The sequence below is a fragment of the Vibrio sp. Y29_XK_CS5 genome, assembly GCF_024181835.1.
Taxonomy (GTDB): domain Bacteria; phylum Pseudomonadota; class Gammaproteobacteria; order Enterobacterales; family Vibrionaceae; genus Vibrio; species Vibrio harveyi.
Genome location: NZ_JAMZAM010000016.1, coordinates 1 through 20267, shown reverse-complemented (window position 1 = coordinate 20267; position 20267 = coordinate 1). Strand labels below are relative to the sequence as shown.

Sequence of the window (20267 nt, the reverse complement as noted above, 5' to 3'; positions counted from 1 at the left end):
TATTTTTATGTATAAATAACCAGTAGCTCTCATCATGATGGATCCATCTCTATTACTCGACGGTTTGAACGACAAACAACGTGAAGCCGTTGCAGCACCTCTAGAAAACTTGCTCGTCCTTGCTGGCGCAGGGAGTGGTAAGACACGCGTTCTTGTTCACCGTATCGCTTGGTTGATGTCGGTCGAGCAATCATCTCCGTTCTCAATCATGTCGGTAACCTTTACCAATAAGGCGGCGGCAGAGATGCGTGGACGTATCGAAGAGCTAATGATGGGCAGTGCAGGCGGTATGTGGAATGGTACTTTCCACGGCATTTGTCACCGTATTCTGCGTGCGCACTATCTTGATGCCAAGCTACCGGAAGATTTTCAAATCATCGACAGTGACGATCAACAGCGTTTACTAAAGCGTTTGATCAAAGCGCAAAACCTCGATGAGAAGCAGTGGCCAGCACGCCAAGTGGCATGGTGGATTAACGGTAAGAAAGACGAAGGTCTGCGCCCTTCGCACATTGATGCGTACCATGATCCAGTGACCAAGACATATCTGCAGTTGTACACCGCTTACCAAGAAGCGTGTGATCGTGCTGGTTTAGTCGATTTTGCGGAAATCTTGCTGCGCGCACATGAGCTACTGCGTGATAACAAGTTCGTTCGTGAACACTACCAAGCACGCTTTAAGCATATCTTGGTGGACGAGTTCCAAGATACCAACAACATCCAATATGCTTGGCTACGTATGATGGCGGGTCCTGAGTGTCACGTGATGATCGTAGGTGATGACGATCAGTCGATTTACGGTTGGCGTGGTGCAAAAGTCGAGAACATTGAGAAATTTACGCTGGAATTCCCAAGCGTGAATACCATTCGTCTTGAGCAAAACTACCGTTCAACCAAGACCATTCTGGAAGCGTCGAACGCTCTGATCGCTAATAACACCGAGCGTATGGGTAAAGAGCTTTGGACTGATGGCGTTGTCGGTGAGCCTATCTCGATTTACAGCGCTTACAACGAACTAGATGAAGCCCGTTTTGCGGTAAACAAAATCAAAGAGTGGCAAGACAAGGGTGGTGCTCTGAATGACGCTGCAATGCTTTACCGTAACAACGCCCAGTCGCGTGTTCTTGAAGAAGCACTAATCCAAGCTGGTCTGCCTTACCGTATCTACGGCGGCATGCGATTCTTCGAACGTCAGGAAATCAAAGATGCCCTGAGCTACATGCGTTTGATTGCCAACCGTAATGATGATGCGGCATTTGAACGTGTAGTGAATACGCCAACACGTGGTTTGGGTGATAAGACGCTTGAAACAATTCGTTTTGCGGCTCGTGACCGTGGTTGCACCATGTGGGAAGCGAGTGTGGCTATGTTGGATGAGAAGGTGCTTGCTGGTCGTGCTGCTGGTGCTCTGAGCCGTTTTATCGAGCTTGTTACGGCACTAGAAGACGACACCATCGAGATGCCGCTGCATCACCAGACTGACCATGTGATCAAGTACTCGGGCTTGTTCGCGATGTACGAGCAAGAGAAGGGCGAAAAGTCTAAGGCGCGTATTGAGAACTTGGAGGAATTGGTGACCGCAACTCGCCAATTCGAGAAACCAGAAGAAGCGGAAGACATGTCACTGCTGACGGCATTCCTAACCCACGCAGCATTAGAAGCGGGCGAAGGACAAGCGGACGAGTTTGAAGATGCGGTTCAGCTAATGACGTTGCACAGTGCGAAAGGTCTGGAGTTCCCGTTGGTGTTTATGGTCGGTGTGGAAGAAGGCATGTTCCCAAGCCAAATGTCGGCAGAAGAAGCAGGGCGTTTGGAAGAAGAACGTCGTCTGTGTTACGTAGGCATGACCCGTGCAATGCAGAAACTGTACATCACTTATGCTGAAATGCGCCGTTTGTATGGTCAGGATAAGTACCATAAACCGTCTCGCTTTATCCGTGAACTGCCAGAAACTTGTCTAGATGAAGTACGCATGAAGGCGCAAGTTAGCCGTCCTGCAAGCAGTGGTCGATTTAGCCAAACGGCGGTGAAAGAGAGCTTCAATGAAACTGGCTTTACGCTAGGTTCTCGTGTGATGCATCCTAAGTTTGGTGAGGGCACCATCATCAACTTCGAAGGCAGTGGTCCACAGAGTCGCGTACAGATTGCCTTTAATGGTGAGGGCATCAAATGGTTGGTGACTGCTTACGCTCGACTAGAGAAACTGTAAGGCTTCACCAAAACTAATCAACTTAAGAGCTGCTTCGGCGGCTCTTTTTGTTTGTGCTGTTTGTATGTCACTAATGCAGTAAAAAATGGAATGATAAATGGAGTGCGATAGCGCGATTTAACGATGCTGTTTGAAGGGAAAGTCAGGTGTTGTTGGTGAATGTCTGTTTTCAGCAGAGCTGCTGAGAAAAATTTTAGGCAAAGAAAAACCCCGAGGGCTTGCGCCCATCGGGGTTATAGTCTTACTCGCAGCAATCCGGCTACTAAGAGTGCTCCATGCATCTAATCCATGATAGTGTGCTGAATCCGTCAGCTTAATCCTTACGTCGCCTTCCTAGCGGTGTCCTTAATGACCTTATCCTGGTCTGCTAACCATCCTCGTTAGCTCTCATCACTTGTTCCCTGAGCGGTGTCCCTGACATCATCCTGATGTTCAAATCCTTGCCTCGTCCAGAGGTGTCCATTTCCCGTCCTTAGTAGCAACCATCCTAGTCACTATTGATTCCGTTCAATGTCCAATTTTGCAATCCATGCCCGACTATTCATCCTGAATAACCGTTTCTTCTTCCTGAAGTTCACCAAATCCGTGGTGTTTCCTGTTCCGTGTCAGCATCCTTCCGACAGGTTTAATATTACGTGTTTAACGATTTCCAACAACGGGCTAATCTCACATTTTTTCACTCTCTTTGCGTTCAAAAAAGATACATAAACTTTAAATTCAATGGCTTATGTTCTTTGTTGTACGGTTTTACCATTAAAAAAGAGAGGTTTGCTCAACCCTTTGTGAGAGATCTCGCACAAGGGGTCGAGCGAAAGACTCTTACTGCCCGATAGCGACGCCTTCACGCCTTGGATCGGCTGCGCCCTCAAGACCGTCTTTTGTTATACGTATCGCATGCAGTCCAGAGTTCAAATCACGAACATCAGTTTTAAAACCCATCTTTTCCAACTCAGGCTGTAAGCCTTCTGCAGCGGTACCTTGCTCAATATCTAAGGTACCAAAACGGTTCAGTAATCGTGGCTGATTAATCGCGCTTTGGATGTCCATATCCCATTGCGTGTGGGCGATAATGGCTTGTGCGACATAACCAATGATGCGGCTGCCACCCGGTGAGCCAATTGCCATGTAAGGTTTGTCATCCTTCATCATAATGGTTGGTGCCATGGATGAGCGTGGGCGTTTACCCGGTTCTAAGCGGTTCGCGATTGGCACACCATCTTGGTGAGTGCGGAAGGAGAAGTCGGTCAGTTCGTTATTAAGCAAGAAGCCGCGTACCATCAGGCGTGAGCCAAAGGCGTTCTCAATGGTCGTTGTCATTGAAACCACATTGCCTTGCTTATCGACGATATTGAAATGGCTGGTGGAAGGCAGTTCGATTGATTGGTCCATGCTTAGGTTCATGGCGTGCGACCAAGGAGGGTTGCCAGCTTCAACCTTACTCAACGCTTTACCGACTTGGATGAGCTCAGCACGTTGTTTGAGATAATCTTTATCAAGCAAGCCTTCGGTTGGCATTGGTACATAATCTTGGTCAGCCATGTATTTACCGCGATCCGCGAACGCAAGGCGAGACGCATCGGCGATCACTTGCCACGATTTCGCGCTTTCGGCTCCCCAACCTTTAAGATCGTAGTGCTCGGTGATCGCAAGAATCTGTCCAACCGTCAATGCGCCAGAGCTAGGTGGTCCCATGCCGCAGATGTCATAGCTTTGGTAAGCCGCACAAACCGGTTCACGTTGCTTGATTTGGAACGCATCAAAGTCAGGTTGTGCCAATACGCCAGGATTGCCCGGTGCATTCTGTACTGTCTTGATGATGTCTGTGGCGATATCGCCTTGATAGAAAGCTTTTGCCCCTTGCTCTGCAATTGCCGTCAGAGTTTGCGCGTATTCAGGGTTCTTCAACAACGTGCCTTCGGCTTTTGGTGAGCCATCTGGATTAAAGAAGTAAGCCTTAGTCGCAGGGAAACGTGATAGGCGCTTGGCATCTTTCTCAATCAGACTCGCGAGACGAGGGCTTACTTCGAAACCTCGCTCAGCCAAGGTAATCACAGGTTGGATGATCTTTTTCCATTCCAACTTGCCGTATTTCTGGTGCGTGTCCCACAGTAGTTTCACTGTGCCAGGAGTGGCAACAGAGCGCCCACCGACAACCGCATCGTAAAATTGCAGTGGTTGTCCTTTGTCATCTAGGAAGAGTTTCGGCGTTGCGGCGAGCGGTGCGGTTTCGCGTCCATCATACGTAGTCAGTTTTTGTTTCTCACTGTCCCAATACACTAAGAAGGCGCCGCCACCAATACCTGAAGATTGCGGCTCTACCAAGCCCAGCATCAGTTGTACGGCAACCATGGCATCAATAGCATTACCGCCTTGAGCAAGAACATCCGCCCCGGCTTTGGTGGCAAGTGGGTTGGCTGCGGTGACCATATAATCTTTGGCTTTGACCAATTGCTTTTGCTCGAAGCCAGTACTGTGCTCCGGCGCAACGGCATCTGCTGCTTGGTTAGCAAAGGCTGAGGTAGATAAGATTAGTGGGGAAGTAAGAAAAAGACCCGTGGTCACGAGTCGGTTGAACGTCCAATGCATGATGACTCTCCATGTTGCCAGTTTTGTGCTTTCAGCTTGGCAGTCATGAAGAGTCACGTCGAGTCAGCAATCTTAGAAATGTCGATTGTGCTACGCTTTTAAATCAGTACTTTATCCGATAAAAGTGCTGATGGTTTGGTACAAAATACTGCCGCCCACGAGGGTAAATACCACGCCACACAGACCGTCGATGTAGATGCCTGCTTGTTGCAATTTGCGTTGTAAGCGCTGCGTCGACAGCATCCATGCAAGGCTAGAGAACCAGAATAGCGACAAGCCAAACAGGATGACCAAAGCAATACCTTTGCCAGTGATCGACATACCTGCAGGGACTAAGCTCGACATCAAACTGATAAAGAACACCAAGGCTTTCGGGTTAAGAATGTTGGTCGCAAATCCTTTAGCAAATGCCTGACGCTTATTGCTGATCACTAGGTTGTTTTGCTTCTTAGGTTGATCCGCCATTGGATTTTTGATCATTGAGATCACGGCGCGCAATGCACCAATACCTAAATAGAGTAGGTAACTACCACCGAGCAGTTGCACCACGGAGTACAACACTGGGTGCTGGTGGACGATATAACTCACGCCTGTCAGGCTAAACAAAGAGTGCAGCAAAATACCGACAGACAACCCCAACGCAATGTACAAGCCAGTTTGACGACCATGACGCGTCGCGTTTTGTACGACCAGAGCAAAATCGGGACCTGGACTCATTAGGGCAATAAAGTGAATGCTGGCGAGCGTCAGCAATATGGTGGATTCATTCATAACACATCTCAAATATAACCAATGCGGCTATTGTCGTGGCAAGTTACCTGTGGCGCTTGTAAAAAACTGACAGCTTTCTCGGTAAATGAAATTAACGAGTCACTTGAGAAGGGGAAACACCGTAGGTCTGCTTAAACGCTTTGCTGAAATGCGCTTGGTCGTAGAAACCGATCTGATGGGCGACGTCGGTACCACATTGACCTGATTGCAGTAACTTCATGCCTTGCTCAAGGCGCAGGCGTGCGAACCATGCATAAGGCGTCATGCCGGTTTGCGCTTTAAAGTGGCGCTGGAACTGAGTTGGGCTCAGTTGGCACAGCTCTGATAGCGAATCCAAACGCACCGCTTGGTCAAGGTTCGCCATTAGATAATCTTTTAACGTTCCAAGTGATTGATTTCCTAACGGCACCACTTTTTGTCGCTCAAGCGATCCGTAGCGATCAAAAAGTTGGTTAAATCCTTCAAAAGGAAGGCAATCTTTGGTGAGTTGGCTGAGGTTTTCACGACGAAGTAGCCCGTGTAAGTTACTAAGTTGTGAAAATATCTGTGAATCCGAGATGATCAGCTCGTTGAAGTGTATTATTTGACCGTTTTGCTTAAGATCAGCCAGATCGCTCAATAGGTGAGGTTCGATCGCAAACACATTCACTTCATAGCCACTTTCGAGCTTAGATTGCCCGTCGTGCAGCTCATCCGGCGGCATAATCACAATTTGCCCGTGACCAACTTGGTGGCTGTTACCTTGGTATTGGAACTTCTGCGCGCCATGCGTGATCAGACCGAGATGAAAATCCAGATGGTAATGCCTTTGAAAAGCAAATTTCTGGTATTTCGCCTCTATCAGACTCAAGTTGTCATGGTCGGTTGCGTAGTACTGAATATGTTCCATTAAATAAAAAAAGCTTGGTCACATTATGACCAAGCTTATCCATCAATTTCTTAAATGTCTTGTAAAAAACGATCAGGCAGCACGAGCCGCTTTGCGTGATTTGCGGTTATTACGCAGACCATCAAAGCTAAATACCACCAAGGCGCCCCAAATAAAGGCGAAGGTGATGGCTTTATCGCTAGTGAACGGTTCACCGTAGATCAGCACTGCAAGCAAGAACATCAAACTCGGACCAATGTATTGGAAGAAGCCCAACGTCGATAGCTTTAGACGGGTTGCTGCTCCAGTAAAACACAGTAGCGGCAGGGTAGTGATCACGCCTGCAGCAATCAACAAGGTATTCAGCTGCATTGGGTTATCTAGCATGTTGGACGTCGGTGAACTTGCAATAAACAGCAAGTAAATTGCTGCAGCAGGTAACATCACCAAGGTTTCAATGAATAGTCCGGTTTGTGCTTCTACACTGACTTTCTTACGCAGCAAGCCATAAAAGCCGAAACTCATTGCCAGCGCTATAGCGACCACAGGCACCGAGCCAAAGACGATCAGCTGAACTAATACGCCACAAGCAGCAAGGACAACCGCGAACCACTGAAGCTTACGTAGACGCTCGCCAAGGAAGACCATCCCGAGTAAGACGTTGATCAGTGGGTTAATGTAATAACCTAAGCTGGCATCGAGCATGTGATTCGAGTTCACCGCCCAAATGAAGATCAACCAGTTTGCACCGACCAAAATGGCAGTAGAAACCAGAAACATCATCTTGGTTTTGTTTTTAATGATGTCGCGAACCGAGCGCCAATGGCGACCAAAATGGAGGAGTGCGGCTAGCAAAAAGAAAGACCAAATCACTCGGTGGCTTAAGATCTCTAGTGGCGAGACTTCAGCAATCGATTTGAAGTAAATGGGTGCGATGCCCCACATGGTGTACGCGCCAATAGCAAGCAAGACGCCTTGCCGTGAGCGTTGTTGTTCTTCTGGTGTCATGGGATGTCACCTAATTGAGTTTTTATAGAGCAGAAAATCAGTATACGAGTCGTGAGCTGAATCACCTAACAATTTGCGGTTTTATTCACCATGAAACCCCATTACAATGTGCCCTCACTTTGCGTGCTAGTAGCATGCATAAGCACCTCTTTTTAAGACCCAATCTGAGATTTTTCATGACCTCTACCTTGTTAGCCGAACAATCAGACTCGCCTGTAACGCCTCAACGTGTGTTGGAGGATGTGTTTGGTTACCAAGAGTTCCGTGATGGTCAGCAGTTGGTGATTGACGCTGCAGTAGAAGGTCGCGACAGCTTAGTTATCCTGCCTACGGGTGGCGGTAAGTCGCTGTGTTATCAAATTCCTGCTTTGGTTCGCTCTGGCATTACTTTGGTGATCTCTCCGCTTATCTCGCTGATGAAGGACCAAGTGGACCAACTTAAAGCCAACGGTGTAGCGGCTGAGTGTATTAACTCGACCATGCCTCGTGAAGAGTTGCTCAGCGTGTATAACCGCATGCACACAGGGCATCTTAAGTTGGTGTACGTCTCGCCAGAACGCGTATTGATGCGTGATTTCATTGAGCGTTTGGAAAACTTGCCGCTATCGATGATTGCCGTCGATGAAGCGCACTGTATTTCCCAGTGGGGACACGACTTCCGTCCAGAATATGCCGCGCTTGGGCAACTCAAGCAGCAGTTTTCTCATGTGCCATTTATGGCGCTGACGGCGACGGCGGATGACGCAACGCGCCGAGATATTCTTGAGCGTCTGCAACTGAATAATCCAGAGGTTTATCTAGGCAGCTTCGACCGTCCCAACATTCGCTACAACTTAGTTGAGAAGCACAAGCCGGTTTCGCAAATCGTTCGTTATCTTGAAACCCAAAAGGGTAATTGCGGCATCATCTATTGTGGTAGCCGTAAGAAAGTTGAGATGGTGACTGAGAAGCTGTGCAACAACCACATTCGTGCTGCTGGTTATCACGCAGGTATGGACGCCGATGAGCGCGCTTACGTTCAAGAAGCTTTCCAACGTGATGACATCCAAATCGTGGTGGCGACCGTGGCATTCGGTATGGGCATCAACAAACCAAACGTGCGTTTTGTGGTTCACTTTGATATCCCGCGCAACATCGAGTCTTACTATCAGGAAACCGGTCGTGCAGGGCGTGATGGTTTGCCTGCGGAAGCGATGATGTTGTATGACCCAGCGGATATCAGTTGGCTGCGTCGTATGTTGGATGAGAAAGACGATGGTCCACAGAAGCAGGTGGAGACCCACAAACTGAATGCGATGAGTGCCTTTGCTGAGGCGCAAACTTGTCGTCGTCAGGTGCTATTGAATTACTTTGGTGAGTATCGTGAGAAGCCATGTGGCAACTGCGATATTTGCTTAGATCCACCGAAACACTTTGATGCCACGGAAGAAGCGCGTAAGGCGTTGTCTTGTGTGTATCGTGTTAATCAGAGCTTTGGTATGGGCTACGTAGTGGAAGTGCTACGTGGCATGCAAAACATTCGTGTACGTGAAAACGGGCACGATAAGATTTCTACCTACGCGATAGGGCGCGACCATAGCCACGATTACTGGGTGAGTATCTTCCGTCAGTTAATCCACAAAGGGCTGCTGTTCCAAAACATCACGCGTAACTCAACGCTGCAACTTACTGAAGAGGCGCGTCCGCTGCTACGTGGCGATGTGACTCTGGAGTTAGCGGTTCCGCGTTTAGACACTGCAGCACGTGCGGCGAAGTCGGACAAACTGACCAGCAAGAACTACGACAAAAAGCTGTTTGCTAAGTTACGTAAGCTGCGTAAGTCGATTGCTGATGAAGATGGTTTGCCACCATACGTGGTCTTCAGTGACGCAACTCTGATTGATATGGCGGAAATTCTGCCAACGTCTTACGGCGAAATGCTGGCAGTTAGCGGTGTTGGTCAGCGCAAACTGGAGAAGTACGCCGATCCATTCCTCGATTTGATTCAAGAACACATTACTCACCACGGATAAGGAACCACGATGCAAAAGGAATTTGGCTTAGCGGACTACATGGCACAAGAAGGGCGCTTAATCATTACCGCGCCGAGCTTTGACCTTGATAGCTTTCCTGCTTTAGGTGAGCGTTTAGTTGGTTTGCTTTCTGCTACTGTGGTGGAAAAGCAGTGGGATGCGGACATTCACTCTTGGCTGATCGATTTTGAAGGTTGCCGACTGTTTATGAAAGCAGAGCATTACAGCGAAGCGATTTGGTTTGAAGCTTTAGCGATTGAAGAGAGCAGGGAAGAGTTGGATTATCTCGCAGGATTGTTCCAACGCGGCTTCTAAAAATAGAATTTTTTTAGAAAGGGTGTTTCACATGAAACACCCTTTTTTATGCTCAAACGTTTGCGTAAAACAGACGACTTGCGGCGAAAAGTGGTTAATGTATAATCGCCCACCGCTTCGCTCAGAATGAGCCAAGCCAGTTTATTTTTCATTTTACATTGTTGGTAAGAGCCACTTTATTCAGTGACTCGATTTGGGTTCCCTCACCCCCAAACCAAACTAAAAAGGTATCGCATGAGTAACTTTACCCCTGCGCAGCAGCGCAACGCCCTTATCTATCTGGTTCTATTCCACCTAGTCATTATTGCATCTAGCAATTACCTAGTTCAGCTACCGTTTACTATCTTCGGTTTCCATACCACTTGGGGTGCATTCACTTTCCCATTTATCTTCTTAGCGACTGACTTAACTGTGCGTATTTTCGGTGCTCAGTTGGCACGTAAGATCATCTTCTTAGTGATGTTGCCTGCGTTGGCAGTGTCTTACTTCTTATCGGTGGTGTTCTTCGAAGGTCAATTCCAAGGTTTTGGCCACCTAGGGGAATTTAACTTATTCGTTGCTCGTATCGCGATTGCTAGCTTCATGGCGTACCTGCTTGGTCAGATCATGGATGTGCATGTGTTCAACCGCCTACGCCAAATGAAGCAATGGTGGGTGGCACCAACGTGTTCAACGCTTTTCGGTAATGCACTTGATACTATCGCTTTCTTCGCCATTGCGTTCTACCAAAGTCCAGATCCATTTATGGCGGAGCATTGGACGGAAATCGCGCTGGTGGATTACGGCTTCAAATTGATTATCAGTCTTGGTCTGTTCGTTCCTATGTATGGCGTATTACTGAATTACCTCATTAAGAAGCTGACTGCGGTGAACCCTGACTTTAAGGTGACGACAAGCGTTCAGTCTTAATATCAGTGGGAACCCCGAAAGCCGCTTGCTCAAATCAAGCGGCTTTTTTGTGCCTGTTTACTTGAGTTTAGAGTATTTTGTACAGCGTGGGGAGTAATTAGATCATGGGTGTCCAAAAGCTCCCTAAGCTGTACAAAGGTAAAAATGGAGTAATAAAAAAGGTCCCAATAGGGACCTTTAACCAAGTAATAAGTCATCGTGAGATTTAACAAGTCACAATACTTAACGGCCAGCCGATGTCTGTTTGACGGTTGGATTCAATTTCCAACTCAGCGGCAGTCAGTGGGTTTGCCTCTAGCCACTTCGCATCAATGTTGAGCGTCAGTTTGTCGCCTTCCGCAGTGAGAGTCACACATGGCTCTAGAGCTGGATTACGACGGTGGCTGAGTAAAACCGCAAGACGCAATAGGCGCAGTACGCGTTTACCACTCGTGCCTGAAAGGGCATGTTGCTCAGGCAGTGACGTCAGTTGTTCACGGTAACGGCGAGCAATTTCACCGATAAAGAACTTCTGCGCACGGGTGTAACCAGGCAAATCCAGATGCTGTAGCAGGTAAGCGCTGTGCTCACCGCCCTTTTTGAAGTCGATAGTTAGACCGATTTCGTGCAGCTTGGCTGTTGTTTCCAGCAGGACTTTACCCTGAGGTTCTGCAACCCAAGCTTCACCGCCAACTTGCTCAAGCAGTTTGCCCGCAAGTTTTGCAACTTGTTCGCCGTATTGGCAATCTAGCTGGTAACGGTTTTGTACGCTACAAACGGTGCGTGCACGGATGTCGTTTTGACGAAGTTCGTCAACCATCTCGTACACCAAGCCTTCACGTAGTGCGCCGCCAGCCAGTGTCATGGCATCGATTTCTAGTAGCTCAAAGATCGCAATCAAAATAGATAAGCCACTTGGGAACACCAAAGCTCGCTCTAGGGTCAGACCTTCAATATCAAGCTCTTCCAAGTGATCAGCAAGCATCGCCTGCTTTTGTAGACGCTTAAGTTTGGAGTGAGTAATTACTTCGTCCATACCTTGCGCTAGCATTATCTCTTGTAGTGCTTGAACGGTACCCGATGCCCCAACACACACATCCCAACCTAGGTCGGTGTACTGTTCTAAGATTGGCATCAGAGTTTGCTTCGCGCCTTCAATTGCGGCTTCGAAGTTACGTGCATTTAATTGGCGGTCTTTAAAGAAGTTCTCTAACCAAGTGACACAGCCCATTTTTAGACTGGTCAGAGCTTTGGCTTCGAAACCTTCGCCGATAATCAGTTCGGTACTCGCACCGCCGATATCGACCACAAGGCGACGACCGCTGCCACCTGAGGTGTGAGCAACACCTTTATATATAGTGGCGGCTTCCTCTTCGCCGGTAATCACTTCGATAGGCTGACCTAAAATTTGGTTCGCCTTCTCTAGAAAAACATCCACATTGGTCGCAGTACGCAATGTCGCGGTACCCACAATACGGATGTTCTGTTTAGGAATATCCTGCAAGCGTTCTGCAAATAGACTTAAGCAGTCCCATCCTCGCTGCATAGCTTCCATACTAAGAGAGTTATGTTCATCTAAGCCCGCGGCTAGACGAACTTTGCGCTTAATTTTAGCCATAGTTTGAACGCTGCCATCGATGTGACGCACAACGAGCATGTGAAAACTGTTCGACCCGAGGTCGATGGCGGCGTATAGCGGTGATGATCCTGCTTGACTCATAAACGACTTCAGTTTCCTTTTATGATTGTTTTGGCGCTGATTGACGCGGTTGACGAGGACGACGTCCTTGTGGCTTGCGGTTACCAGAGCGAGTGCCACCTGTATTGGTGCGACGTTGTTGAGTACGAGGCGCGCGCATACGAAGTGGTGCAGGCAAGTCTTGGATTAGAGCCGAGGCATCGTAATCAGAAACTGGGATTGCGTGCTCAATGTATTCTTCGATTGGTGGCAAGTTGATTGCGTAATCTTCACAAGCAAAGCTAATAGAGTGACCACTTGCGCCAGCACGACCAGTACGACCGATACGGTGAACGTAATCTTCACAGTCATCCGGTAGGTCGAAGTTGAATACGTGTGTTACTTGAGGAATATGAAGACCACGAGCAGCAACATCGGTTGCGACTAGTAGGTCAACTTCACCGCGAGTGAATTGCTCAAGAATCTTTTCACGCTTCTTCTGTGGTACATCGCCAGTCAGGAGACCCACACGGTGACCATCTGCTGCTAGGTGACCCCAAATCGACTCACACTTATGCTTCGTATTAGCAAAAACGATCGCGCGGTCTGGCCATTCTTCTTCAATAAGAGTTTGAAGCAGTGCCATCTTGTCTTCATTAGAAGGGTAGAAAAGCTCTTCTTGGATGCGGTGACCCGTTTTTTGCTCTGGCTCAACCACTACATGCTCAGGATTGTGCATGTGTTCGAAAGCTAATTCTTGTACGCGGTAAGACAATGTTGCTGAAAACAGCATGTTCAAACGCTCTTTTGGCTCAGGCATACGACGGAACAAGAAACGAATGTCTTTAATAAAGCCAAGATCAAACATACGGTCCGCTTCATCCAGAACAACCGCTTGAATGTTGTTTAGGTTGAATACGCGTTGCTTGTAGAAGTCGATGATACGGCCTGTAGTGCCGATAAGAATGTCTACGCCGTCTTGCAGTTTTGCCAGTTGCTTGTCGTAGCTTTCGCCACCGTACGCTAAAGCGGCTTTAAGACCCGTGCTAGCAATCAAAGGTTCAGCATCGTTAAAGATCTGAATCGCTAGCTCACGCGTTGGCGCCATAATGATCGCGCGCGGCTGAGTTGGCTTACGACCTTCGTGCTCTGGTGTCGTTAGAAGGTGGTTGAAGGTAGCAGTAAGAAACGCGAGGGTTTTACCAGTACCCGTTTGGGCCTGGCCTGCAATGTCTTGGCCGGTGAGCAGTACCGGCAACGCCAAGGCTTGGATAGGGGTACAATATTCGAACCCTTTTTTGTCCAATCCTTCAATAACTTGGGGCTTTAAACCCAAATCGGCGAACTTTTGCTCTGTGATATGCGTCTTTTTCATAGCGATAGAATATCAGCTAAAGCTTGCAATAAGAAAGTAAATACATTCCAATAGGGCATCTATTTACTGGTTATCATCCAACCAGTTTCGAAAAACACATTGGAGTGGAAGATGAGTGATAAGATTTTGCAGCTTACTGATGACGGTTTTGAAAACGATGTAATCAATGCTGCAGGCCCGGTTCTAGTTGATTTTTGGGCAGAATGGTGTGGTCCTTGTAAAATGATCGCTCCTATCCTGGACGAAATCGCTGACGAGTACGAAGGCAAACTCACTATCGGTAAACTAAACATTGACCATAACGCAGGTACACCACCTAAGTTTGGTATTCGCGGCATTCCAACGCTACTGTTATTTAAAGACGGTAACGTAGCGGCAACGAAAGTTGGTGCTTTGTCTAAGACTCAACTAAAAGAGTTCCTAGACGCAAACCTATAATCACTAAGTGATTACAAACAAAACCGTGCAATATGACAATGCGCGGTTTTGTTTTTCTAACTCTGGACTAGAATATTAATTAGTGCTAACTTATCGCGCGTTAATTGAACAAATTTCTCTTCTTGGTCGATCCTGAGACCAAATCCATCTTAACTAGAAAACAGATCTTATTTTGACTAAACAAGCATCCACCACCATGAATCTTACTGAACTGAAGAACAGACCTGTGTCTGACCTTGTAAAGCTTGGCGAAAGCCTGGGTCTTGAGAACCTAGCTCGTCTAAGAAAACAAGACATCATCTTCGCAATTCTTAAAGCGCACGCGAAAGGCGGCGAAGACATCTTTGGCGATGGGGTTCTGGAGATTCTGCAAGACGGCTTTGGTTTCCTACGTAGTGCGGACAGCTCATACCTTGCTGGTCCAGACGACATCTACGTTTCACCAAGTCAGATTCGTCGTTTCAACCTACGTACTGGTGACTCAATTGCTGGTAAGATTCGTCCACCAAAAGACGGTGAGCGTTACTTTGCCCTGCTAAAAGTCAACACAGTAAACGACGACAAACCAGACAACGCTCGTAACAAGATCCTATTCGAGAACTTAACGCCTCTACACGCTAACGAGCGTATGGTTATGGAGCGCGGTAACGGTTCTACAGAAGACATCACAGCACGTGTTTTAGACTTGGCATCGCCAATTGGTAAAGGTCAACGTGGTCTGATTGTTGCTCCGCCTAAAGCGGGTAAGACAATGCTTCTGCAAAACATCGCTCAAAGCATCGCATACAACCACCCTGAGTGTGAGTTGATGGTACTTCTAATCGACGAACGTCCTGAAGAAGTGACAGAGATGCAGCGTCTAGTTAAAGGTGAAGTAGTAGCGTCAACGTTCGATGAGCCAGCTTCTCGCCACGTACAAGTAGCGGAAATGGTAATCGAGAAAGCAAAACGTCTTGTTGAACACAAGAAAGACGTGGTTATCCTGCTTGACTCTATTACTCGCCTAGCTCGTGCATACAACACCGTAGTCCCTTCATCAGGTAAAGTACTAACTGGTGGTGTGGATGCAAACGCACTACACCGTCCTAAGCGTTTCTTCGGTGCAGCGCGTAACGTAGAAGAAGGTGGCAGCCTAACTATCCTTGCTACTGCTCTAGTTGATACTGGTTCGAAGATGGATGAAGTTATCTACGAAGAGTTCAAGGGTACAGGTAACATGGAAATCCACTTGAACCGTAAGATCGCAGAGAAGCGTGTATTCCCAGCGATTGACTTCAACCGCAGTGGCACACGTCGTGAAGAGCTTCTAACTAAGAATGAAGAGCTTCAGAAGATGTGGATTCTACGTAAGATTGTTCACCCAATGGGTGAAATCGATGCAATGGAATTCCTAATCGACAAGCTAGCGATGACGAAGACTAACGACGAATTCTTTGATGCAATGCGTCGCCAATAGTCTCAGATAAGTAATTCTGCGAAAAGCCACCGTATATCGGTGGCTTTTTTATTGCTTTCTCCCGATAGAAGTATCAGAATGAAGAAAATGTTATCGGGAGGTTAACATGCAACAAGGAATGTTGTCGTCATTACTCCTGAGCTTGTCACTTATCACGCTACCCGTGACTTTATCTGCTAAGGAAATGCAGGAGACCGTGGTAGAGCAGTGGCTTCAGGATACCCATATACAGGCCAAAGTATCTGAATTGCTCGATTATGCAGTCAGAGACGAGGTCGACTCTCTCAAATTTGCTCTCGACCGACTGGCTTTTCCTCAACAAGAAGTCGTTCGTTTTCTGTTGCTCGAAAAACTAGAGCAACAAGAAATCATCCTTACGCCGAGAATGGCGATTTTTGTCGAATCCCAAATTAGTATCACCCCAACTTACCAAGTTTTAGAGCGTGGTGATGGTTACGAATTCACTGTGCCTGCGTTTAACTTTCCCTCTATTGCGAGTCGTCTGATTAAACGTTGGAAACAAGACCAAAGCACGTTGGAGTTTGTACTAGCAGCAGAGCGCCAAGAACTTAACCTAAAAGATTGGTTAACAGGCACTTCGCAACATGTACAAACCAGAGAAGCGCTACTTATACGTGAGTTAGATAGCCTATCTCCCGATGCACTTGAGGCGCTAACCAAACAATTGACCCATGCAAATGTAACGAGCTGGTTACCATCCACTGCCGTTGTGGTGCGTTTGGCGCAAGTTAGCCAAAATGAGGCGATGTATGATCTGCTTTGGCGAATGCGTGCGGATTACAACAGCCAAACTGAGCTAGAAAGGCTTGCTGAGGTTAGTGATGAGTTCTCATTACAACAATTGATGAATTCTACGGTCAATCCGACCTTAAAACCTTATGCTATTGAACTGCTCACGAGATCCAATCCACTCTCTCAAGACGTAAAACAGTTCCTCGTTGCTAAGATGGCGCTCTCAGAAGAAGCGACTCTAGTTGCGAGAGAGCTAGCAAAACAGGGGCATCAATCGTGGTTAGAAGAGCTTGTTTCAAGTAATCGCCAAGTAAAAGCGCGACAGATTCAGGAATTCTTGAAGTGATGACACTTTAAAAGACCGTTTCTTCGCATTGTTATCATTGAAGTAACCTAGCTCACATACCCACACAAAATAGGAGGATCTTAGCGTCCTCCTATTTGTTATACTGCGGACAGTTTAATCAGCCAGCATGAAGGCCTATGAGTTTTAAGGATTTACGCGAATTTATCGACCACCTAGAACAGAAAGGTCGACTTAAACGCATCACTCACCCCGTCGATCCCGCTTACGAAATGACAGAAATTAGTGACCGCACCTTGCGCGCTGGTGGTCCTGCATTGTTGTTTGAGAACCCAATCGGCTACGACGTGCCTGTTTTGACGAACCTATTTGGTACGCCAGAGCGCGTCGCAATCGGTATGGGACGCGAAGACGTTAAAGAATTAAGAGAAGTCGGTAAGCTACTGGCTTATTTAAAAGAACCTGAGCCACCAAAAGGCTTCAAAGACGCGTTGGAAAAACTGCCTGTGTTCAAACAAGTATTGAACATGCCGGCTAAGCGTTTACGTAAAGCACCATGCCAAGACATTGTTTGGCAAGGTGATGAAGTTGACTTGGATAAGGTTCCGGTAATGAGCTGTTGGGCAGAAGATGTTGCGCCGCTGCTTACTTGGGGCTTAACCGTAACCAAAGGTCCAAACAAAAAACGTCAGAACCTAGGCATTTATCGTCAGCAGAAAATTGCCAAGAACAAAATCATCATGCGTTGGTTAGCTCACCGAGGTGGTGCGCTCGACCTGCGCGATTGGATGGAAACCAATCCAGGTAAACCTTTCCCAGTTTCGGTCGCGTTTGGTGCAGACCCAGCTACCATTCTTGGCGCGGTGACACCAGTGCCAGATACGCTATCGGAATACGCATTTGCAGGTTTGTTGCGTGGAAGCAAAACTGAAGTCGTGAAGTCAGTCAGTAATGATTTGGAAGTGCCAGCGAGCGCGGAAATCGTGATGGAAGGCTATATCGACCCAAACGAGTTTGCCGATGAAGGTCCTTACGGTGACCACACTGGCTACTATAACGAAAAAGAAAAGCACCACGTATTCACCATTACGCACATTACTATGCGTAAAGATCCTATTTATCACAGCACCTACACTGGTCGTCCGCCAGATGAACCAGCTGTATTGGGTGTGGCATTAAACGAAGTGTTTGTGCCGATTCTGCAAAAGCAATTCCCAGAGATTGAAGATTTCTATCTGCCGCCAGAAGGTTGTTCGTACCGAATGGCAGTCGTCACCATGAAGAAGCAGTACCCAGGACATGCCAAGCGCGTAATGATGGGCGTGTGGTCTTTCTTACGCCAATTCATGTATACCAAGTTTGTTATTGTGTGCGATGAATCGGTAAACGCACGAGATTGGAATGATGTCGTGAAAGCCATGTCAGAGCATATGGATCCTGTGCGTGATACCTTGATGATAGATAACACGCCAATCGACTCTCTAGATTTTGCTTCGCCAGTGGTTGGTCTTGGATCCAAGATGGGGCTAGATGCAACCATTAAATGGGATGCCGAGCTAGCGACGCGAACCAAGGTCACTGAGCGAGACAGCATAGCGATTACCGAAACAGAGCTGAACGAGTTGAAACAGCAACGCCCTGAGATTGTCGATATCTATCTACCTGCAACAGCAAATAACCAGTTCGCTGTTGTGACCATGAAGAAAGACCAAGCTGGTCAATCGCAAGCCTTGATGGAATACCTGTGGGACTTCTTTGCTCAGCACACGGATAACAAATTCATTATCTTGTGCGACGATGACGTTAATGCACGAGATTGGAATGACATCATTTGGGCTGTAACAACCCGAATGGATCCAGATAGAGATACTATTCAAGTGCATAGTAAGACTGCTAGTTCATCCAAATTAGGATTGGATGCGACCAACAAGTTCGAATCCGAAGTCATGCGCGAGTGGGGTACGCCTATCAAAAAAGATCCTAAACTTGTGGCTAAAGTCGATGAGATTTGGGACCAGTTAGGTATTCTATGAGTCATCAAGTCCACCTTCTACCAATGGACGTTACGTTCCAAGTAAAAGAAGGGGAGACGGTGTTGGAAGCTGCGCTCAACAACAATATTCGCTTCCCACATCGTTGCCAAGTTGGCGCTTGCGCCATGTGCATGTGTAAAAAGCTAACGGGCGAGGTGAGCTATCACCTCGAACCTATGCTAACCGAAAAAGAGCAACAGCAAGGTTGGATATTCCCTTGCCAAGCCTATACAGAAAGTAATTTAGTGCTTACTTTTGACGAGTAAGCGAGAGGAACACCATGACCATCCAATGTAAAGTAAAGTCTATTCAGCCGTTAGCTTGTAATACTTATCAAATCCTTCTTCACCCAGAATCACCTGTACCTTTTAAAGCAGGTCAGTACCTCATGGTTGTGATGGGTGAAAAAGACAAACGTCCTTTCTCGATTGCGAGCAGTCCATGTCGTCATGAAGGTGAACTTGAACTGCATATCGGTGCGGCGGAACACAACGCTTATGCGCTAGAAGTCGTTGAAGCAATGCAAGCGGCATTAGAAACAGATGGTCATATCGAGATTGATGCTCCACATGGTGATGCTTGGGTTCAAGAAGAAAGCGAACGCCCACTATTATTGATTGCTGGTGGTACTGGTTTTAGTTACGTGCGTTCAATTCTAGATCACTGTGTTGCACAGAACAAAACCAACCCTATCTATCTATACTGGGGGGCGCGTGATAACTGTCAGTTGTACGCTAAAGAAGAGTTGGTCGAGATTGCCGACAAGTTTGCTAATGTTCACTTTGTGCCAGTAGTAGAAGAAGCGCCAGCAGACTGGCAAGGTAAAGTTGGTAACGTGCTACAAGCGGTGAGTGAAGATTTCGAAAGCTTAGAAAACTACGATATCTATATTGCAGGTCGTTTCGAAATGGCTGGCGCAGCACGTGAACAGTTCACTCAGAACAAGAAAGCAAAGAGCGAACGTATGTTCGCAGACGCGTACGCATTCATTTAAATACAGCTTTTGAGGCAGAAAAAGAGGGTTTTTTACCCTCTTTTTTGCTTTTTTGATGAAATAGTCATCGAACAGTTAGTTTTTTCCATTTTTTTTCAAAAAAGGGTTGCGAACGGATCTGAGTTCCCTATAATGCGCATCCACCGACACGGCAGACGCGATAAGGCTTCAGCAGGGTCGGAGAGGTGAAAAGCTTCTGAGAAAATAAATTGAAAAAAGTGTTTGACACTCTCAATTATCTCGTTAGAATGCACCTCCGCTTTGAGAGAAAAACTTCTCGACAAGCAAGCTCTTTAACAATATAGACCTATCAATCTGTGTGGGCACTCGTTGATGATAATCCAATTAGGTATTTCTTTCTTAACGGAAAGCGGTATCAAATTAGGTTTCAATGAAACGAAGTGACCATTGAATCGAAAGATTCAGCACAGTCAATTCAAACATTACTTATGTAATGTTCAGTATTCATTGAGCCTCTCCCTATTTATTTAGGGAATCAAAAACTTTAAATTGAAGAGTTTGATCATGGCTCAGATTGAACGCTGGCGGCAGGCCTAACACATGCAAGTCGAGCGGAAA

General features: G+C 47.1%; 16 protein-coding genes and 1 rRNA gene. 11 read left to right on the top strand and 6 right to left on the bottom strand.

The window, feature by feature from the left end:
- The first annotated feature begins 34 nt into the window (after nucleotides 1-34).
- Nucleotides 35-2209, top strand: a complete 2175-nt coding sequence (uvrD, locus tag NL647_RS26405) for a DNA helicase II (protein ID WP_005440023.1) — start codon at nucleotides 35-37, stop codon at nucleotides 2207-2209.
- Between the two features lie 819 nt (nucleotides 2210-3028).
- Here uvrD and ggt read toward each other — a convergent pair.
- The 4 genes from ggt to rarD form a co-directional block, all read right to left on the bottom strand.
- A complete protein-coding gene (ggt, locus tag NL647_RS26400; protein WP_253650885.1) occupies nucleotides 3029-4795 on the bottom strand; it encodes a gamma-glutamyltransferase in 1767 nt (588 codons plus the stop codon).
- Between the two features lie 111 nt (nucleotides 4796-4906).
- Entirely contained in the window at nucleotides 4907-5566 is a 660-nt protein-coding gene (locus tag NL647_RS26395; RefSeq protein WP_009696781.1) for a LysE family translocator, read from the bottom strand.
- Nucleotides 5567-5657: 91 nt separating this feature from the next.
- On the bottom strand, nucleotides 5658-6455 hold the full coding sequence (locus NL647_RS26390; protein ID WP_253650884.1) for an AraC family transcriptional regulator: 798 nt from the start codon (nucleotides 6453-6455) through the stop codon (nucleotides 5658-5660).
- A gap of 72 nt (nucleotides 6456-6527) precedes the next feature.
- Nucleotides 6528-7442, bottom strand: a complete 915-nt coding sequence (rarD, locus tag NL647_RS26385) for an EamA family transporter RarD (RefSeq protein WP_005440031.1) — start codon at nucleotides 7440-7442, stop codon at nucleotides 6528-6530.
- A 176-nt stretch (nucleotides 7443-7618) separates the two neighbouring features.
- On the opposite strand from rarD, the gene recQ reads away from it, so the two are divergent.
- The 3 genes from recQ to NL647_RS26370 all read left to right on the top strand — a co-directional run bounded on the left by recQ (nucleotide 7619) and on the right by NL647_RS26370 (nucleotide 10678).
- Complete coding sequence (gene recQ, locus NL647_RS26380; protein ID WP_005451195.1) at nucleotides 7619-9454, top strand: ATP-dependent DNA helicase RecQ; 1836 nt, start codon at nucleotides 7619-7621, stop codon at nucleotides 9452-9454.
- A gap of 9 nt (nucleotides 9455-9463) precedes the next feature.
- Nucleotides 9464-9769, top strand: coding sequence for a DUF3630 family protein (locus NL647_RS26375; RefSeq protein ID WP_005378772.1), 306 nt, complete (start codon nucleotides 9464-9466; stop codon nucleotides 9767-9769).
- A 234-nt stretch (nucleotides 9770-10003) separates the two neighbouring features.
- On the top strand, nucleotides 10004-10678 hold the full coding sequence (locus NL647_RS26370) for a 7-cyano-7-deazaguanine/7-aminomethyl-7-deazaguanine transporter (RefSeq protein WP_005378770.1): 675 nt from the start codon (nucleotides 10004-10006) through the stop codon (nucleotides 10676-10678).
- Between the two features lie 205 nt (nucleotides 10679-10883).
- Here NL647_RS26370 and gppA read toward each other — a convergent pair whose 3' ends face one another.
- On the bottom strand, nucleotides 10884-12377 hold the full coding sequence (gppA, locus tag NL647_RS26365; protein ID WP_005451193.1) for a guanosine-5'-triphosphate,3'-diphosphate diphosphatase: 1494 nt from the start codon (nucleotides 12375-12377) through the stop codon (nucleotides 10884-10886).
- Nucleotides 12378-12396: 19 nt separating this feature from the next.
- Nucleotides 12397-13710, bottom strand: a complete 1314-nt coding sequence (gene rhlB / locus NL647_RS26360) for an ATP-dependent RNA helicase RhlB (RefSeq protein ID WP_005451190.1) — start codon at nucleotides 13708-13710, stop codon at nucleotides 12397-12399.
- Between the two features lie 111 nt (nucleotides 13711-13821).
- Here rhlB and trxA point away from each other — a divergent pair, with 111 nt between their 5' ends.
- From trxA to NL647_RS26325, 7 genes are all read left to right on the top strand, one after another.
- On the top strand, nucleotides 13822-14148 hold the full coding sequence (trxA, locus tag NL647_RS26355; RefSeq protein WP_004745500.1) for a thioredoxin TrxA: 327 nt from the start codon (nucleotides 13822-13824) through the stop codon (nucleotides 14146-14148).
- A 196-nt stretch (nucleotides 14149-14344) separates the two neighbouring features.
- Nucleotides 14345-15604 carry a transcription termination factor Rho gene (gene rho, locus NL647_RS26350; protein ID WP_005440042.1) on the top strand — a complete coding sequence of 420 codons (1260 nt, stop codon included), beginning with the start codon at nucleotides 14345-14347 and terminating at the stop codon, nucleotides 15602-15604.
- Between the two features lie 106 nt (nucleotides 15605-15710).
- Entirely contained in the window at nucleotides 15711-16703 is a 993-nt protein-coding gene (locus NL647_RS26345; RefSeq protein WP_253650883.1) for a hypothetical protein, read from the top strand.
- 137 nt (nucleotides 16704-16840) lie between these two features.
- Entirely contained in the window at nucleotides 16841-18694 is a 1854-nt protein-coding gene (gene ubiD / locus NL647_RS26340; protein ID WP_253650882.1) for a 4-hydroxy-3-polyprenylbenzoate decarboxylase, read from the top strand.
- Entirely contained in the window at nucleotides 18691-18960 is a 270-nt protein-coding gene (locus tag NL647_RS26335; RefSeq protein ID WP_009696789.1) for a 2Fe-2S iron-sulfur cluster-binding protein, read from the top strand. Before ubiD ends, NL647_RS26335 begins: the two co-directional genes overlap by 4 nt.
- A gap of 14 nt (nucleotides 18961-18974) precedes the next feature.
- Entirely contained in the window at nucleotides 18975-19688 is a 714-nt protein-coding gene (gene fre / locus NL647_RS26330) for an NAD(P)H-flavin reductase (RefSeq protein ID WP_009696790.1), read from the top strand.
- 507 nt (nucleotides 19689-20195) lie between these two features.
- Nucleotides 20196-20267: ribosomal RNA gene (locus NL647_RS26325) — 16S ribosomal RNA — on the top strand; the annotation flags it as partial.

Excerpts from the sequence above, each read along its gene's own strand:
- uvrD (WP_005440023.1), top strand. The coding sequence starts at position 35 with ATGATGGATCCATCTCTATTACTCGACGGTTTGAACGACAAACAACGT.
- ggt (WP_253650885.1), bottom strand. The coding sequence starts at position 4,795 with ATGCATTGGACGTTCAACCGACTCGTGACCACGGGTCTTTTTCTTACT.
- NL647_RS26395 (WP_009696781.1), bottom strand. The coding sequence starts at position 5,566 with ATGAATGAATCCACCATATTGCTGACGCTCGCCAGCATTCACTTTATT.
- NL647_RS26390 (WP_253650884.1), bottom strand. The coding sequence starts at position 6,455 with ATGGAACATATTCAGTACTACGCAACCGACCATGACAACTTGAGTCTG.
- rarD (WP_005440031.1), bottom strand. The coding sequence starts at position 7,442 with ATGACACCAGAAGAACAACAACGCTCACGGCAAGGCGTCTTGCTTGCT.
- recQ (WP_005451195.1), top strand. The coding sequence starts at position 7,619 with ATGACCTCTACCTTGTTAGCCGAACAATCAGACTCGCCTGTAACGCCT.
- NL647_RS26375 (WP_005378772.1), top strand. The coding sequence starts at position 9,464 with ATGCAAAAGGAATTTGGCTTAGCGGACTACATGGCACAAGAAGGGCGC.
- NL647_RS26370 (WP_005378770.1), top strand. The coding sequence starts at position 10,004 with ATGAGTAACTTTACCCCTGCGCAGCAGCGCAACGCCCTTATCTATCTG.
- gppA (WP_005451193.1), bottom strand. The coding sequence starts at position 12,377 with ATGAGTCAAGCAGGATCATCACCGCTATACGCCGCCATCGACCTCGGG.
- rhlB (WP_005451190.1), bottom strand. The coding sequence starts at position 13,710 with ATGAAAAAGACGCATATCACAGAGCAAAAGTTCGCCGATTTGGGTTTA.
- trxA (WP_004745500.1), top strand. The coding sequence starts at position 13,822 with ATGAGTGATAAGATTTTGCAGCTTACTGATGACGGTTTTGAAAACGAT.
- rho (WP_005440042.1), top strand. The coding sequence starts at position 14,345 with ATGAATCTTACTGAACTGAAGAACAGACCTGTGTCTGACCTTGTAAAG.
- NL647_RS26345 (WP_253650883.1), top strand. The coding sequence starts at position 15,711 with ATGCAACAAGGAATGTTGTCGTCATTACTCCTGAGCTTGTCACTTATC.
- ubiD (WP_253650882.1), top strand. The coding sequence starts at position 16,841 with ATGAGTTTTAAGGATTTACGCGAATTTATCGACCACCTAGAACAGAAA.
- NL647_RS26335 (WP_009696789.1), top strand. The coding sequence starts at position 18,691 with ATGAGTCATCAAGTCCACCTTCTACCAATGGACGTTACGTTCCAAGTA.
- fre (WP_009696790.1), top strand. The coding sequence starts at position 18,975 with ATGACCATCCAATGTAAAGTAAAGTCTATTCAGCCGTTAGCTTGTAAT.